Source organism: Metabacillus niabensis (genome assembly GCF_902829255.1).
Lineage (GTDB): Bacteria > Bacillota > Bacilli > Bacillales > Bacillaceae > Metabacillus > Metabacillus niabensis.
Genome location: NZ_CADEPK010000012.1, coordinates 18896 through 34071 on the forward strand (window position 1 = coordinate 18896; position 15176 = coordinate 34071).

Annotated in this window: 16 protein-coding genes and 1 tRNA gene; 16 read left to right on the forward strand and 1 reads right to left on the reverse strand. The window is 38.3% G+C overall.

Annotated elements, in window-relative coordinates:
- The first annotated feature begins 174 nt into the window (after positions 1-174).
- From HU235_RS02760 to HU235_RS02825, 14 genes are all read left to right on the forward strand, one after another.
- A complete protein-coding gene (locus HU235_RS02760) occupies positions 175-1341 on the forward strand; it encodes an ATP phosphoribosyltransferase regulatory subunit (protein WP_174879273.1) in 1167 nt (388 codons plus the stop codon).
- On the forward strand, positions 1342-1974 hold the full coding sequence (hisG, locus tag HU235_RS02765; RefSeq protein WP_174879274.1) for an ATP phosphoribosyltransferase: 633 nt from the start codon (positions 1342-1344) through the stop codon (positions 1972-1974). It abuts the gene before it with no gap.
- Position 1975: 1 nt separating this feature from the next.
- Positions 1976-3244 (forward strand): histidinol dehydrogenase, encoded by a 1269-nt coding sequence (gene hisD / locus HU235_RS02770; RefSeq protein WP_174879275.1) that lies wholly within the window; start codon positions 1976-1978, stop codon positions 3242-3244.
- Positions 3245-3257: 13 nt separating this feature from the next.
- Positions 3258-3845, forward strand: a complete 588-nt coding sequence (gene hisB, locus HU235_RS02775; protein WP_174879276.1) for an imidazoleglycerol-phosphate dehydratase HisB — start codon at positions 3258-3260, stop codon at positions 3843-3845.
- The gene (gene hisH, locus HU235_RS02780) at positions 3846-4469 is read left to right on the forward strand and encodes an imidazole glycerol phosphate synthase subunit HisH (protein WP_095297152.1); all 624 of its coding nucleotides are present in this window, start codon (positions 3846-3848) and stop codon (positions 4467-4469) included.
- A 32-nt stretch (positions 4470-4501) separates the two neighbouring features.
- Complete coding sequence (gene hisF / locus HU235_RS02785) at positions 4502-5260, forward strand: imidazole glycerol phosphate synthase subunit HisF (RefSeq protein ID WP_174879277.1); 759 nt, start codon at positions 4502-4504, stop codon at positions 5258-5260.
- On the forward strand, positions 5257-5886 hold the full coding sequence (gene hisIE / locus HU235_RS02790; protein WP_174879278.1) for a bifunctional phosphoribosyl-AMP cyclohydrolase/phosphoribosyl-ATP diphosphatase HisIE: 630 nt from the start codon (positions 5257-5259) through the stop codon (positions 5884-5886). Before hisF ends, hisIE begins: the two co-directional genes overlap by 4 nt.
- Before the next feature lie 237 nt (positions 5887-6123).
- Entirely contained in the window at positions 6124-7584 is a 1461-nt protein-coding gene (locus HU235_RS02795) for a tetratricopeptide repeat protein (RefSeq protein WP_095297157.1), read from the forward strand.
- Between the two features lie 172 nt (positions 7585-7756).
- On the forward strand, positions 7757-8707 hold the full coding sequence (gene trxB, locus HU235_RS02800) for a thioredoxin-disulfide reductase (RefSeq protein WP_095297159.1): 951 nt from the start codon (positions 7757-7759) through the stop codon (positions 8705-8707).
- 816 nt (positions 8708-9523) lie between these two features.
- Positions 9524-9982: an 8-oxo-dGTP diphosphatase gene (locus HU235_RS02805; protein WP_095297161.1), complete on the forward strand. Its 459-nt coding sequence runs from the start codon at positions 9524-9526 to the stop codon at positions 9980-9982.
- A gap of 147 nt (positions 9983-10129) precedes the next feature.
- Positions 10130-11038, forward strand: coding sequence for an RNase adapter RapZ (gene rapZ, locus HU235_RS02810; protein WP_095297163.1), 909 nt, complete (start codon positions 10130-10132; stop codon positions 11036-11038).
- A 3-nt stretch (positions 11039-11041) separates the two neighbouring features.
- The gene (locus tag HU235_RS02815; protein WP_174879279.1) at positions 11042-12010 is read left to right on the forward strand and encodes a gluconeogenesis factor YvcK family protein; all 969 of its coding nucleotides are present in this window, start codon (positions 11042-11044) and stop codon (positions 12008-12010) included.
- Between the two features lie 30 nt (positions 12011-12040).
- Positions 12041-12991: a DNA-binding protein WhiA gene (whiA, locus tag HU235_RS02820; protein WP_095297167.1), complete on the forward strand. Its 951-nt coding sequence runs from the start codon at positions 12041-12043 to the stop codon at positions 12989-12991.
- A gap of 208 nt (positions 12992-13199) precedes the next feature.
- Positions 13200-13457, forward strand: a complete 258-nt coding sequence (locus HU235_RS02825) for an HPr family phosphocarrier protein (RefSeq protein WP_095297169.1) — start codon at positions 13200-13202, stop codon at positions 13455-13457.
- A 111-nt stretch (positions 13458-13568) separates the two neighbouring features.
- Here HU235_RS02825 and clpP read toward each other — a convergent pair whose 3' ends face one another.
- Positions 13569-14165, reverse strand: a complete 597-nt coding sequence (gene clpP / locus HU235_RS02830; RefSeq protein ID WP_095297171.1) for an ATP-dependent Clp endopeptidase proteolytic subunit ClpP — start codon at positions 14163-14165, stop codon at positions 13569-13571.
- A 283-nt stretch (positions 14166-14448) separates the two neighbouring features.
- On the opposite strand from clpP, the gene HU235_RS02835 reads away from it, so the two are divergent.
- Positions 14449-14703 carry a hypothetical protein gene (locus HU235_RS02835; protein WP_095297173.1) on the forward strand — a complete coding sequence of 85 codons (255 nt, stop codon included), beginning with the start codon at positions 14449-14451 and terminating at the stop codon, positions 14701-14703.
- Between the two features lie 122 nt (positions 14704-14825).
- A tRNA-Arg gene (locus HU235_RS02840) sits at positions 14826-14901 on the forward strand.
- Positions 14902-15176 lie beyond the last annotated feature (275 nt).

Consider the following 15176-nt stretch of genomic DNA (forward strand, 5'->3'; position numbering starts at 1 on the left):
TTAAGAAACAGTAAACAGCTTATAGCTAAAAGAGACAGAATATTCCCTAAATAATTATGGGGAAAAATGACTTTTTGCTTGAAATAGATTCTTCACTTTGGTAATATATTAGCATATTAGCGAAGTAAAGGATTTCGGAAAATACTAAGTATTCAATGATGGGGGTACCGGAGCATGTTTATGTTTGAGAAACCACTTGGAATGGTTGATACATTACCAAAATTATACGAGGTCAAAAAGAGAACGCGTCAAGCGATGACGAAGATCATTGAGCAGTGGGGCTTTCAATTTATTGAAACACCAACATTGGAATATTACGAAACAGTTGGTGTTCAATCTGCTATTTTGGATCAACAGCTTTTTAAATTACTTGATCAACAAGGACATACATTGGTGCTAAGACCGGATATGACAGCACCAATTGCCCGTGTAGCAGCTTCTAAGCTTTACAATAATCTTTATCCATTAAGACTTGCATACTCTGCAAACGTTTATCGTGCCCAACAGCGTGAAGGGGGGCGACCAGCCGAATTTGAACAGGTTGGTGTTGAATTAATTGGTGACGGAACGACGAGTGCCGATGCAGAAGTGATTTCCTTAATGGTTTCAACATTAAAGGAAGCAGGTTTAGAGCATTTCAAAATCGCAATCGGACATATAGGCTATGCAAATGCTTTATTTAAGGAAGTGCTTGGAAACCAAGAGCGTGCAGATGTACTACGCCGTTTCTTATATGAAAAAAATTATGTCGGCTATCGTGAGCATGTAAAGGGATTACCATTATCCTCTATTGATAAAGAGCGTCTGCTTGCATTATTAACATTGCGCGGTGGAATCGATAAAGTGGAAGCTGCTAAAGAGCTTGTCTCATCAGAGGAAGCAACACTCTCATTAGAGGAAATCAACAAGCTATGGACAAATTTAGAAGCCTTTGGTGTAACAGACTATTTAAAGCTTGATTTAAATATTGTCAGTCATATGAGCTACTATACGGGAATTTTATTTGAGGTTTATGCAGAAAATGTTGGCTTCTTAATTGGTAGTGGCGGACGCTATGATCATTTGTTTGAAAAATTCAATCGCGCCGCACCAGCTACAGGCTTCGGTCTTCATATTGATCGACTTATCGAGGCATTAAACATCGAGGAAACGCCGCAATTGCAATGCGTCATTTACAGTCAGGAACGTCGTATTGAGGCGATTTCCTATACAAATGAGCTACGTGAAGGCAACAAGCGCGTTGTGATGCAGGAGATCACAGGTATTAAGGATGTCGACGCTTTTACTAAACAGTTTGAAGAGGTTGCATATTTTATCGGTTCACGAAAGGAGGAGCTGTAAATGGCGAATGTATTAACAATTGCGATGCCAAAAGGGAGAATTTTTGAAGAAGCAGCCGATATGCTCCGCAAAGCTGGCTATCAGCTCCCACCTGAATTTGATGAATCAAGAAAGCTGATTTTAGATGTACCAAAAGAAAACATCCGGTTTATTTTAGCGAAGCCGATGGATGTAGTGACTTATGTAGAACATGGGGTTGCAGATGTCGGCATTGCGGGAAAAGATGTAATGCTAGAAGAAGATGGTGATGTCTACGAGGTACTAGATTTGAAAATTAGCGAATGCTATTTAGCTGTCGCAGGTCTTCCTGATGGGAAAATTTCAGATGTTGCCCCGAAAATTGCAACGAAATATCCGAAGGTTGCATCAAGCTATTTTCGTGAACAAGGGGAGCAGGTTGAAATCATTAAGTTAAATGGTTCGATTGAGCTTGCCCCGTTAATTGGCTTAGCAGACCGTATTGTCGATATCGTTTCAACAGGACAAACGCTAAAAGAGAATGGACTTGTTGAATTAGAACGTATTTGCCATATCACTTCACGGTTAATCGTAAATCCAGTTAGCTATCGGATGAAGGATGAGCCAATTGATAAATTAGTAGAACGTCTATCAAAAGTAATTGGAGGCTTGTGAGATGAAAATCACTCGAATTACCGATAAAAAAGTATCTTTAAGAAGGACGATCGATACTGGAACTGAGCAGCAGCGAAAGGACGTCCAAGACATCATCGCTACCGTTCGCAACGATGGCGACAAAGCGCTTTTTGCTTACACTAAAAAATTTGATCAAGTATCACTTTCAAGCTTGCTCGTTACAGATGAGGAATTTACTGAAGCTTATAGAGAGCTAGATAAAGAGCTTGTTGACATCATCCGTGAGGCAGCGGCAAATATTCGCTCCTTCCATGAAAAACAAAAACGTGAATCATGGTTTAGCTATGATGATGATGGTACGATGCTAGGACAAAAAATGACGCCATTGGATGCAGTTGGCGTATACGTACCAGGCGGAACAGCAGCATACCCCTCCTCTGTATTAATGAACGTTATCCCGGCGCAAGTAGCTGGAGTTAAAAGAATCGTTATCACATCTCCTCCAAACGGAAAAGGGACATTGCCAGCTGGAGTATTGGTTGCTGCGAAAGAGCTTGGAGTAGCAGAAATCTATAAAGTAGGTGGCGCTCAAGCGATAGCTGCATTAGCTTATGGAACTGAAACAATCGCTTCTGTGGACAAAATTATGGGGCCGGGAAATATTTATGTAGCTCTTGCGAAACGAGAAGTGTTTGGTATTGTCGATATCGACATGATTGCTGGTCCAAGTGAAATTGTTGTGTTAAGCGATGAAACAGCTCGCGCTAATGAAATTGCTGCAGACTTATTATCACAGGCAGAGCATGATAAAAACTCATCAAGTATTCTTGTGACAACCTCAATGGATCAAGCGGAAAAGGTAAAGGCTGAGGTTGAAAAACAAGTTGCATTGCTACCAAGAGAGGAAATTGCTAAAGCGTCTGTTGAAGCGTATGGACATATCTATGTTACAGATGATCTTGAAACGGCAATAGCAGTTGTAAATGAGCTTGCACCTGAGCATCTTGAAGTAATAACGGAAAATCCATTAGCCTGTTTACCTGGGATTAAACATGCTGGAGCCATTTTCTTAGGACGTTATAGCTCTGAACCAATTGGTGACTATTTTGCTGGGCCGAATCATGTGCTTCCAACAAATGGAACAGCACGGTTTTCAAGTCCGTTAAATGTCGATGATTTTATGAAAAAATCTAGCATTATCCAATATAGTAAGCAATCATTTGAAAAGAACTTTGCGAAGGTGGCTAAGCTTGCTCGTCTTGAAGGCTTGGAAGCTCACGCACGTGCAGTCGAGGAACGATTAAAATAAGGGGGCAATTTTAATGGCAAGAACGGCATCAATTGATCGAAAAACGAATGAAACAAAAATCTCTCTATCTTTTAATATCGATGGGGAAGGTCAATCATCATTAAAGACAGATGTTCCTTTTATGGACCATATGCTAGATCTATTTACAAAACACGGGCAATTTGATTTAACAGTTGATGCAGATGGTGATGTGGAAATCGATGATCACCATACGACAGAGGATATTGGTATTTGCTTAGGAAACGCTTTGCGTGAAGCGCTCGGCGATAAAAAAGGAATTAAGCGTTACGGTAATGCTTTTGTTCCAATGGATGAAGCATTAGCTCAAGTAGTCGTTGATTTAAGCAATCGTCCACATCTTGAGTTTAGAGGGGAATTCCCAAATCAAAAGGTCGGGACATTTGATACTGAGAATGTTCACGAATTTTTATGGAAGCTTGCTCTAGAAGCGCGCATGAATCTCCATGTCATCATTCATTATGGTCATAATACACACCATATGATTGAAGCGGTATTTAAAGCATTAGGTAGAGCGTTAGATGAGGCGACAACCGTGGACCCGCGTATTAAGGGGGTTCCTTCTACGAAAGGAATGTTGTAAATGATCGCGATTATTGATTACGGAATGGGGAATCTGTACAGTGTCAGCAAAGCGTTAGAGCGGATGGATGTAGATTACTTTATTTCAAGTGAGGAAGCTGAGCTGGAAAAAGCAGACGGATATATTTTACCCGGTGTCGGTTCATTTAAGGATGCAATGGCGATTTTAAATGAAACAGGGTTAACGTCCTTCATTCAAAAAATTGCAGCAAACGGGAAGCCGCTGCTTGGAATTTGCCTTGGGATGCAGCTTTTATTTGAAGAAAGCGAGGAAAATGGACTAGCTAACGGTTTATCACTCCTACCTGGTAAAGTAGTGAAAATTCCAGAGAATACAAACGGGATAACGCTAAAGGTCCCGCATATGGGCTGGAATGAGCTTGACATCAGAAATGAAAATCGTTTGTTATCAGGAATTGAGAAAGGCTATGCATATTTCGTTCATTCTTATTACGTTGAAACAGACGCTGCTGATACATTGTTAGCAACAGCGGAATATGGAGTCGATGTCCCGGCTGTTGTTGGCAGAGGAAATGTTTTCGGTACTCAATTTCATCCGGAAAAAAGTAGTGAGCTAGGCTTAGCGATTTTAAAGAATTTCGTTCAAATTGTGAAGGAAGCTTGATGATAGAATCATAGGAAGAGAGGATATGACCGATGATAACAAAACGAATTATCCCTTGCTTAGATGTGAAGGAAGGACGTGTCGTAAAAGGGATTCAGTTTTTAGGCTTAAGAGATGCAGGCGATCCTGTTGAACTAGCAAAATTCTATGATCAGGAAGGTGCAGATGAGCTTGTCTTCCTTGATATTTCCGCATCTCATGAAGGCCGAAAAACGATGGTTGATGTTGTCGAGCAGGTTGCAGCACAACTAGCCATTCCTTTCACAGTTGGCGGTGGAATTAACTCATTAGAGGATATGAAAAAAATCCTTCGCGCAGGTGCTGATAAAGTTTCATTAAACACAGCAGCAGTATTAAATCCAAATCTCATTACAGAAGGTGCAGGCTTTTTTGGCTCCCAATGTATCGTGGTCGCAATTGATGCGAAATATGATGAATCTCTAGGTAGCTGGCGGGTGTATACACATGGTGGCAGAAAGGAAACGGAATGGGAAGTTGTCGATTGGGCTCGTGAAGCTGTTAAACGTGGTGCAGGGGAAATTTTATTAACGAGCATGGACAGTGACGGTGAAAAGAATGGATTTAATTTAGCTCTTAATAAAGCTGTTAGCGAAGCGGTTTCTGTTCCGGTGATCGCCTCAGGTGGTGCTGGAAGTGCAGAGCATTTTTTAGCAGCCTTCAATGAAGGGAAAGCTGACGCAGCATTAGCGGCATCTATCTTCCACTATAAAGAAACATCAGTGAAAGAAGTAAAAGACTATTTAGAAAAGCGGGGGGTGAACGTACGATGATTGAGCAAATTAAATTCGATCAAAGTGGACTCGTTCCAGCAATCGTACAGGATGCAACTAGTAAGGAAGTATTGACATTAGCATACATGAATGAAGAGTCATTAAAAAAGACGATTGCGACAAAGGAAACATGGTTTTATAGTCGTTCGAGACAGGAGCTCTGGCATAAAGGGGCAACTTCAGGAAATACTCAAAAAGTTGTCGAGCTACGCTATGACTGTGACGAGGACGCCATTTTAGTCCTTGTTGAGCCTGCTGGACCAGCATGTCACACAGGTGAATATACATGCTTTAATAAAACTATAGATGGTCAAGCTGCTTCAACACTCCAAGATCGGTTTGCCATCTTTAACACTTTAGAAAAGGTCATTGCAGAACGTGAGGCAGAACGTCCGGAAGGTGCTTATACAACCTATTTATTCAACGAAGGTGTCGATAAAATCCTGAAAAAGGTCGGGGAAGAAACAGCAGAAGTTATTATTGCTTCTAAAAACAGAGACCACGATGAACTCAAATGGGAGGTTGCAGACTTATTGTTCCACTTATTGGTACTGCTACGGGAGCAAAGGCTTCCTCTTGATGATGTGTTAAAGGTACTTGAAGAAAGACATGTTGGGAAGAAATAGGACTCATTTTATATGGGTCTTTTTTTCTGTGTACAAATACTTTTAAATTTCAGGAAATCCTTTCATTAATCGATGATTACTTTCATATCGAGGGCAAATCCTTTCATTTCGTGAGCGAATACTTTCAAAAAAGAAACCTCTTTCCACTTTCACCCATTACTTTTAAAAACCTCTATTTCTACACTCTTTCTTATGGTATACTAACCTACGGTGAAATGAATGAAATGGAGGATTTCAGTGGGAAAACAATTGAGCAAAAAACAACAAAAAGCACAGGTTGTCCCGTTTCTCCAAGATGGACAATATTACTATAATAAAGGCCTAAAGGCTTATCGAGAACAAAATTATCAAAAGGCGAGCAAATATTTCGAAAAGGCTGTGGATTTAGATCCGAGGGACTCAGTAAAGCTTTCCCAATTAGCGACAATTTATACCGATATGGGAAAGTATAGCCAATCAAATGAATTGCTTTCATATATACTTGATGAAGTTGACAAGGACATGACGGAATGTCATTACTTTATGGCGAATAATTTCGCACATCTTGGGTTATTTCAGGAAGCATATAAATGTGCAACTGAATATGCAAAACTAGCACCATTTGGTGAATTTTTTGAGGAAAACGAGGACCTAATTGACCTTCTAACGATGGAAGGTGATGATGAGGAGCCTTTTTTAAAAGATCCAGACGATCTTATTCTTAAGCAGGATGCCGCAAAATCACTATTGGAAAATAGTCAATTTGAAGAGGCGATTCTTCTTCTTGAAGAAATAGTGAAAGAATACCCTGAATTTTGGTCAGCTCATAATAATTTATCACTTGCTTATTTTTATGTTGGAGAAGTGGAAAAGGCGAAGGAATATTTGCAAACAGTTCTTGAACAAAATCCTGGTAATCTCCATGCGTATTGTAATTTATTAGTTTTTTATTATTATGAACGCCAGGATGAGAAGGTTGAACAAATTGCAAATATGTTAGCGAACGTGCACCCACTTCTTTACGAACATCGTTATAAGCTTGGCGCAACATTTGCTCTCGTCGGGTATTATCCGATTGCTTACAAATGGTTGCGTTCTCTCTACAAGCAAGGCTTTGAAGGGGATGATACGTTTTATTATTGGTTATCCTATTCAGCGTATTTTACTGGTCATATAGCATTTGCAGAGCAGATGTGGGAGCGAGTGATAAAAGAAAATAAAAGTAAAATCGGCTTAGAGCCTTGGAATACGAAAGATAATCTTCATCAATTAAATGCTGCGAGCCTTTCTTTAGAAGAACGTTTGTATGCGATTTTTATGGCAATGCAAACAAATAAGTTAGCTGATTTCAAAGCTAACCGACTACAATCACAAATTGAGCAAGATTTCTTAGAAGCAGTTTTATCTGAGAACACCGACGGAAAGAAAAGTGCAGGACTGATTTATCAAATAACAAATGCCTTATTTCAAAATGGAAAAGATAATGAATTAGTTATGTTTTCCTTTCACGTTTTACTAAAGGCTTATAATATGGATTTTTCATTGAAAAATGTTTTAGGCTGGGCATCTGCTCTTCACTATGTGTGGTATCAGGAACAACATGAAGCAATCAGTCAATCGGGAATCGCACATTTGTATGGAATATCTGTTTCAACTGTTGGGAAATATGTAAAAATCGTAAGAGAAATCCAACAAGATACGGAGACTGCAAAGGTATAAATTTTCCTTTTATACGATTAATAAATATCAATAAAACTTGATGATGAGCAAAAAATTAGCATATATCGCAAATATTTTATACGATGAATATACGAAAATAAGTAAAAGATAGGATATATGTTTTAAAGTAGCAGATAATCAAAGTAAACAACTTGATGAGGAGTGAACAATCGTGTCAGAAGAAAAAATCTATGACGTGATTATTGCAGGTGCTGGTCCAGCGGGGATGACAGCAGCTGTTTATACATCACGTGCGAACCTATCAACTCTAATGATTGAACGTGGAATTCCAGGTGGACAAATGGCTAACACAGAAGAAGTGGAAAACTACCCTGGTTTTGATCATATATTAGGACCTGAGCTATCAACAAAAATGTTCGAGCATGCGAAAAAATTCGGTGCTGAATATGCATATGGCGATATTCAAGAAATTATCGATGGTGAAGAATATAAAACTGTCATCGCTGGAAAGAAAGAATATAAAGCGAGAGCAGTTATCATTACAACTGGTGCAGAGTATAAAAAAATCGGTGTACCAGGTGAAAAGGAATTAGGAGGCCGTGGTGTCTCATATTGTGCAGTATGTGACGGTGCCTTTTTCAAAGGTAAGGAATTAGTCGTTGTTGGTGGCGGGGATTCTGCAGTTGAGGAAGGAGTTTATTTAACTCGTTTCGCTTCAAAGGTAACAATTGTACACCGACGTGATGAATTACGTGCACAAAAAATTCTTCAACAACGTGCATTTGATAACGAAAAGATCGATTTTATCTGGAATCATACAGTTAAAGAAATTCATGATCAAGATGGAAAAGTTGGAAAGGTAACATTAGTCAATACAGTAAATGGAGAAGAGCGAGAGTTTAAAACAGATGGTGTCTTTATTTACATTGGAATGGTACCTCTTTCTAAACCATTTGAGAGTCTTGGGATTACAAATGAAAATGGCTACATTGAAACAAATGAACGGATGGAAACAAAAGTAAAAGGGATCTTTGCGGCTGGGGACATTCGTGAAAAAATGCTTCGTCAAATCGTAACAGCAACTGGTGATGGTAGTATCGCAGCTCAAAGCGCTCAGCATTATGTTGAAGAGCTAGCAGAAAAGCTAAAAGTTGCTAAGTAAATCTTGGTGGAAGATAATTTTACACATTCGTAATTCTGTTTTAACTCTCCTGTAACATGGATGAAACAATTATGAGTTACTATATAAATAGTAATTGACCCCCTTTTATAAATAGACTTATTTTAGAGCATAGGCGCCCTTTCCTATGCTCCCTTTTTTTGTCCACAATCTGTTCAATTTTCCTCAAAAAAAAGTGAAACAGATTCCTACATGATTCGTATATATTTAGAAAAGCGGAAATGCCTTGATTAGCCCGACAAGCATAGACAAATTAGAATAGAAGGTGTACTTTACCTTCAAATCTGATTTGGGTTATGACCTCGAGGGGCTAGGCGCTGGAGCTAGACAATAAGAAAAGCGGAAGTGCCTTGCTAAGCCCCGACAAGCATAAGACGAATCAGAATAGAAGGTGCACTTTACCTTCAATTCTGATTTGTGTTATGACCTCGAGGGGCTAGGCACTGGAGCTAGACAATAAGAAAAGCGAAAGTGGCTCGCACAGCCATATTAAGCTACATACTTAAACTAGACCCAATGATTCAATTTTTCTTAATATACTACATAAATACCAACGAACAAGGCTCCATTAATTGTGAAGAATACGTATAAATAGTATAATGAAGCGAGACTTATCTTCGTGTTCTTGGCGAAATTCCGCTTCAAGTATTACTGCCAGTTTAACGGAATAAGGGCAAGTAAAAATTACTAAAACAGAATAATAAGAACAAGGCTAACGAAGTGACAGTAAGCTTTACAACGTCTGCTTTTGGTTGTGCCTTGAGCTTTCTGATAAGTACAAAAACGAGGTGAATCAAGATGCAGCGCGTAACGAATTGTGTCTTAATGGATGGAGACAACGTTCTTCTCCTTCAAAAGCCAAGAAGAGGCTGGTGGGTAGCTCCAGGCGGTAAGATGGAGCTAGGTGAATCAATTAAAGATACTGTTACACGAGAATATCGTGAAGAAACAGGCATATACATTAGAAACCCTCAATTAAAGGGAGTTTTTACCTTCCTCATTCAGGATGGGAAAGACATTGTATCTGAATGGATGATGTTTACTTTCCTAGCTACGGATTTTCAAGGAACGAATGTACATGAATCAGAAGAAGGAACAATTAAATGGCATCCGAAAGAGGATGTTAAAGCATTGCCGATGGCTCCTGGCGATTATCATATACTCGATTATGTAATGAAAGGCACGGGAATGCTGTACGGGACCTTTACGTATACACCTGATTATGAACTCATCTCCTATCGACTCGATCCTCAATAAAGATGGATGTTGAAAATTCAAGAAATTATTTGTTCATCATATGGAAATCGATGGATGTTTAAGCGATAATAAAGTTAGGAATTAGAATCGGACACTAAAACATTCTCATTCAGATGAGTGGTTACGAGTAGAAAGGAGGAACTAGACATGTCTAATGAAACAAATATCGAACAGTCTACAACACCACAAGAAATACAAATGGTTATTATTACAGGAATGTCAGGAGCAGGTAAGACGGTAGCAATTCAAAGCTTTGAAGACTTAGGGTATTTTTGCGTCGACAATTTACCTCCAACGCTTCTTCCAAAATTTTTAGAATTGATGAAGGAGTCAGGCTCAAAAATGAACAAGGTTGCTCTTGTCATGGATTTGCGCGGTCGTGAGTTTTTTGACTCCCTTTTCCAAGCGCTTGATGATTTATCTGAAAGCACTTGGTTAACCCCGCAAATTCTGTTCCTTGATGCTAATGATGCAACACTTGTGACAAGATATAAGGAAACAAGACGTTCTCATCCGTTAGCTTCGAAAGGACTGCCGCTTGAGGGGATCGGTCTTGAACGCGAGCTTTTAGAGGAGCTTAAAGGAAGAGCACAGCTTATTTATGATACATCGAGCTTAAAGCCTCGGGAATTAAGAGAAAAAATTCTCAAGCAGTTCTCTTCAAGTGTGGAGCATACTTTTACAGTAAATGTCACATCGTTTGGCTTTAAGTATGGTGTACCAATTGATGCTGATTTAATGTTTGATGTACGATTCCTACCGAATCCGCATTATATTGACAGCATGAGACCATTAACTGGTTTACAAGAGGAAGTATCGTCTTATGTGCTAAAATGGAGTGAGACGCAAAAGTTTTTAGAAAAACTAATCGATTTGCTTACCTTTATGCTGCCTTATTACAAGCGAGAAGGAAAAAGTCAAATTGTGATTGCGATTGGATGTACGGGAGGACAGCATCGCTCAGTTACATTAGCAGAATACATTGCGAACCATTTTAAACAGGAATATCATACTCAAGTTTCCCACAGGGATATTGAGAAGCGAAAGAATCATTAAAAAATGGGAACTGAACAATTGCCAAAGGTTGTTATTATAGGCGGTGGAACTGGCTTATCTGTACTATTAAGAGGATTAAAGCAGTTCCCTGTCGATATAACGGCTATCGTCACTGTTGCTGATGATGGCGGGAGTTCTGGCAGACTCCGCGATGAATTAAATATTCCTCCTCCAGGTGATATTCGCAATGTGTTAGCAGCTTTGTCAGATGTTGAGCCACTCGTTGAAGAGCTCTTTCAACATCGCTTCAATAAAGGCAATAACTTGACAGGACATTCATTAGGGAATTTAATTTTAGCAGCAATGACGACGATTACCGGTGATTTTGTCCATGCAATAAAAGAAATGAGCACAGTTTTAAATGTTCGTGGTAAGGTTTTACCTGCTGCAAACATGAGCGTTATCTTAAATGCAGAAATGGAAGATGGTACAATTGTCTCAGGAGAATCAAAAATACCCTTCTCTGGTAAGAAAATAAAACGAGTTTTTCTTTCTCCACAAAATATTGAACCACTTCCAGAAACAATTGAGGTCATCCGTAAAGCCGATTTAATTGTTATCGGACCAGGTAGTTTATATACAAGTATATTACCGAATCTACTTGTTCCGAAAATTGGAGAAGAGGTTTGTAAGGCAAAAGCAAAAAAGGTTTACATTTGTAATGTTATGACACAGGCTGGGGAAACGTTGAATTTCTCAGCAAGTGACCATGTGAAAGCATTATATGATCATATGAAATGCACATTTATTAATACAATTCTTGTTAATGAAGAGGAAATTCCGGATCATATTAAATTATTATATGAGGAAGAGCTTGCCAAGCCTGTTCACTATGATATTGAGGCGCTGAAAAGGCTAGGGCTCGAAGTCATTACAGATAATATTGTCTGCTATGACAATAGTGTCATTAGACATGATACGAATAAAGTGGCTAAGCTATTATATGGAATCCTTCAGCAGGAATTATCGTAATAAATGTGGTAAGAATGGGGGGTGCAGAGGTTGTCATTTGCATCTGAAACAAAAAAAGAACTAACAAACCTAGAACTTAAGCCTTGCTGTATAAAGGCTGAACTATCTGCACTCATCCGTATGAATGGATCACTCTCCTTTTCAAACCGAGTGATTATGGTAGATATTCAAACAGAAAATGCAGCGATAGCAAGGCGAATTTATACATTAATTAAAAAGCAATATCATGTATCTGTTGAATTGCTAGTGCGAAAAAAAATGAGATTAAAAAAGAACAATGTTTATATTGTTCGTTTAGTGGAAGACGCAAAAGAAATATTAGAGGATTTAAATATTTTAGAAGAAGGCTTTTCGATTGTAAGAAATATTTCTAGTTCATTAGTAAAAAAGAAATGTTGCAAACGTTCTTATATTAGGGGAGCTTTTCTAGCAGGTGGCTCTGTTAACAACCCGGAAACATCTTCCTACCATCTTGAAATTTTCTCTCTATATAAAGAACATAATGATTCGTTATGTGAGTTAATGAATACCTTTGATTTAAACAGTAAGACATTGGAAAGAAAGAAAGGATTCATTACCTACTTAAAGGAAGCAGAAAAGATTACTGAGTTTTTAAATATTATCGGTGCACATCAAGCGTTATTGCGTTTTGAGGACGTTAGAATTGTTCGTGATATGAGAAATTCAGTCAATCGATTAGTAAATTGTGAAACTGCAAATTTAAATAAAACGATTGGTGCAGCTTTGCGCCAAGTTGAAAACATTCGATATATTGATGAGCAAATTGGGATTGATTCGTTGCCAGATAAGCTTCGTGAAATTGCCAAGCTTCGTGTCGAATACCAAGATGTAACGCTTAAAGAACTTGGAGAAATGGTCTCGAGTGGTACTATTAGTAAATCGGGGATTAATCATCGATTACGAAAACTAGACCAAATTGCTGAGCAGCTACGATTGGGTCAACCAGTATCATTGAAGTAAAAAGTTTATAAAACAGCTTATTGTTGAATGTTGCTGAATGTAGCGTATGGTGTGAGACTTCTAGATAAATAAATGTGTCACGGGAAACGAAAAGGTGAAATACGCCAATTCGTTCCCTAGACCTTACAAGCGAGAGATGAACACCTTGTGTGGAAATGGGCAAACAAGTTAACAGTGCTAAATAAATAGATGAAAAGAGGAGATAGCTATGGTTGAAAAACAAGTAGAGGTTCACCTTAAATCAGGTTTACAAGCACGTCCTGCTGCATTATTTGTTCAAGAGGCAAATCGCTTTGCATCAGACATATTTTTAGAAAAAGATGGAAAAAAAGTAAATGCAAAAAGTATAATGGGCTTAATGAGCTTAGCGATTAGCAAAGACGCTGTTATTACGCTGATTGCAGAAGGTAATGATGAGCAAGAAGCAGTCGAAGCATTAGTGAAGTTTGTACAACAAGAAGGATAATATGTATAAAAAGGGCACATCGTATATAACGGTGTGCTTATTTATTTGATCGAAAAATAAAAAAGGTTGTCTAAAACGGTCAAAACCGTTATGAGACAACCTTTTGCTAAATTATTTATTGTTTAATTCATTACGAGTTAAAACTTTGTCAATTAAACCATATTCTAAGGCACGCTCAGCAGTCATGAAATTATCACGCTCTGTATCACGCTCGATAACTTCTAGAGGCTGACCAGTACGTTCAGATAAAATATTGTTTAACTTATCACGTAAGAAAAGAATGCGTTTTGCGGCAATTTCAATTTCAGTTGCTTGACCTTGTGCGCCACCTAATGGTTGATGAATCATTACTTCACTATTAGGTAATGCATAACGTTTTCCTTTTTCACCTGCAGCAAGTAAGAAAGCACCCATTGATGCAGCCATTCCAATACAAATTGTGGACACGCTTGGTTTAATATATTGAATAGTGTCATAAATCGCCATACCTGCTGTAATTGAACCACCAGGGCTGTTAATGTAAATAGAAATATCCTTTTCTGGATCTTCTGCTTCTAAGAATAGTAATTGAGATACAATTGAGTTAGCAACATTGTCATCGATACCGCTGCCTAGCATAATGATGCGGTCCTTTAGTAGACGTGAATAAATGTCATATGCACGCTCACCACGATTTGTTTGCTCAATAACTGTAGGGATTAAATTCATTTAAATATTCCTCCTTCATTATCAGAAAGATTGTACGCTAAGTACTTTCAAGTGTTTATTCCTATGTATTTCCATCATACAACTAAGGTCAATAAAGGTCAAACGAAAAGCATAAAAACGTTTGAAAAGATAGCTACTCAATAAATATATGTAGTAAAAAACAGAACATGTGATTATATTTGCCATTTTTTTGTTTTTTCAAACAGAAAACTTCATTTGTATGTTAAGATGAAAAATGGAATTTTACTTCCATAATTTTCATCATACATAAAGGAGAAACGAAATGGAAAGAAACATTACAAAAATCCTCATTATTGTGGGGTGGGTTGTTATCATTGTCGGAGCAATCTGTAATATTGATACAACAATGGATTTAAACAAAACACAATATGTACCAGAGGGAGAAAGTCCGGCTCCAATTCGAATTACTGAAATCTTACAAGATATTTTATATCCTGTTAGAGATGGTTTCATGTTAATAGGGCTAGCCTATTTTATTCGCTTTTTTCAAGCATCAAAGCCATCCCGTTCAGAATGATAATAGCCCCCTGATTGACCAAAAAATTTTGGTTACTCGGGGGAAGTTAAATGAATCCAAATTCTACTATTGAAATTTGGACCTAATATGTCGTATAATAATTTGGCTGACTAATTTAATATGCGCTCGTAGCTCAGTTGGATAGAGCGGTGGTTTCCGGTACCACGTCTGCCGGGGGTTCGAATCCCTCCGAGCGCGTCAAAATAGCAAGGGTTGAGACATCTCAGCTCTTGCTATTTTTTTATGTAAGAGTGTTAAATTTTGCTTGTTTGTTTCCTTATGTGGCGTTCGCTTTCCTCTGGCGTCCGGGCTCCACATTAAGTAGGAGCTCCCTTTGACATGCTTCTCTAGGCAGGAGCATCACGGAAGCTTAACAATACCCTTTAGCATGTAAAACAAATTCATCTTCGTTCGGTATCTCCTTTTCAACTCAACATATTCATATAATAAAAGAAATTTCTCCAGCTTTTTTA

Bases quoted from the DNA above. Each gene is read 5' to 3' on its own strand.
- HU235_RS02760 (WP_174879273.1), top strand. From the start codon at position 175: ATGTTTATGTTTGAGAAACCACTTGGAATGGTTGATACATTACCAAAA.
- hisG (WP_174879274.1), top strand. From the start codon at position 1,342: ATGGCGAATGTATTAACAATTGCGATGCCAAAAGGGAGAATTTTTGAA.
- hisD (WP_174879275.1), top strand. From the start codon at position 1,976: ATGAAAATCACTCGAATTACCGATAAAAAAGTATCTTTAAGAAGGACG.
- hisB (WP_174879276.1), top strand. From the start codon at position 3,258: ATGGCAAGAACGGCATCAATTGATCGAAAAACGAATGAAACAAAAATC.
- hisH (WP_095297152.1), top strand. From the start codon at position 3,846: ATGATCGCGATTATTGATTACGGAATGGGGAATCTGTACAGTGTCAGC.
- hisF (WP_174879277.1), top strand. From the start codon at position 4,502: ATGATAACAAAACGAATTATCCCTTGCTTAGATGTGAAGGAAGGACGT.
- hisIE (WP_174879278.1), top strand. From the start codon at position 5,257: ATGATTGAGCAAATTAAATTCGATCAAAGTGGACTCGTTCCAGCAATC.
- HU235_RS02805 (WP_095297161.1), top strand. From the start codon at position 9,524: ATGCAGCGCGTAACGAATTGTGTCTTAATGGATGGAGACAACGTTCTT.
- rapZ (WP_095297163.1), top strand. From the start codon at position 10,130: ATGTCTAATGAAACAAATATCGAACAGTCTACAACACCACAAGAAATA.
- HU235_RS02815 (WP_174879279.1), top strand. From the start codon at position 11,042: ATGGGAACTGAACAATTGCCAAAGGTTGTTATTATAGGCGGTGGAACT.
- HU235_RS02825 (WP_095297169.1), top strand. From the start codon at position 13,200: ATGGTTGAAAAACAAGTAGAGGTTCACCTTAAATCAGGTTTACAAGCA.
- clpP (WP_095297171.1), bottom strand. From the start codon at position 14,165: ATGAATTTAATCCCTACAGTTATTGAGCAAACAAATCGTGGTGAGCGT.
- HU235_RS02835 (WP_095297173.1), top strand. From the start codon at position 14,449: ATGGAAAGAAACATTACAAAAATCCTCATTATTGTGGGGTGGGTTGTT.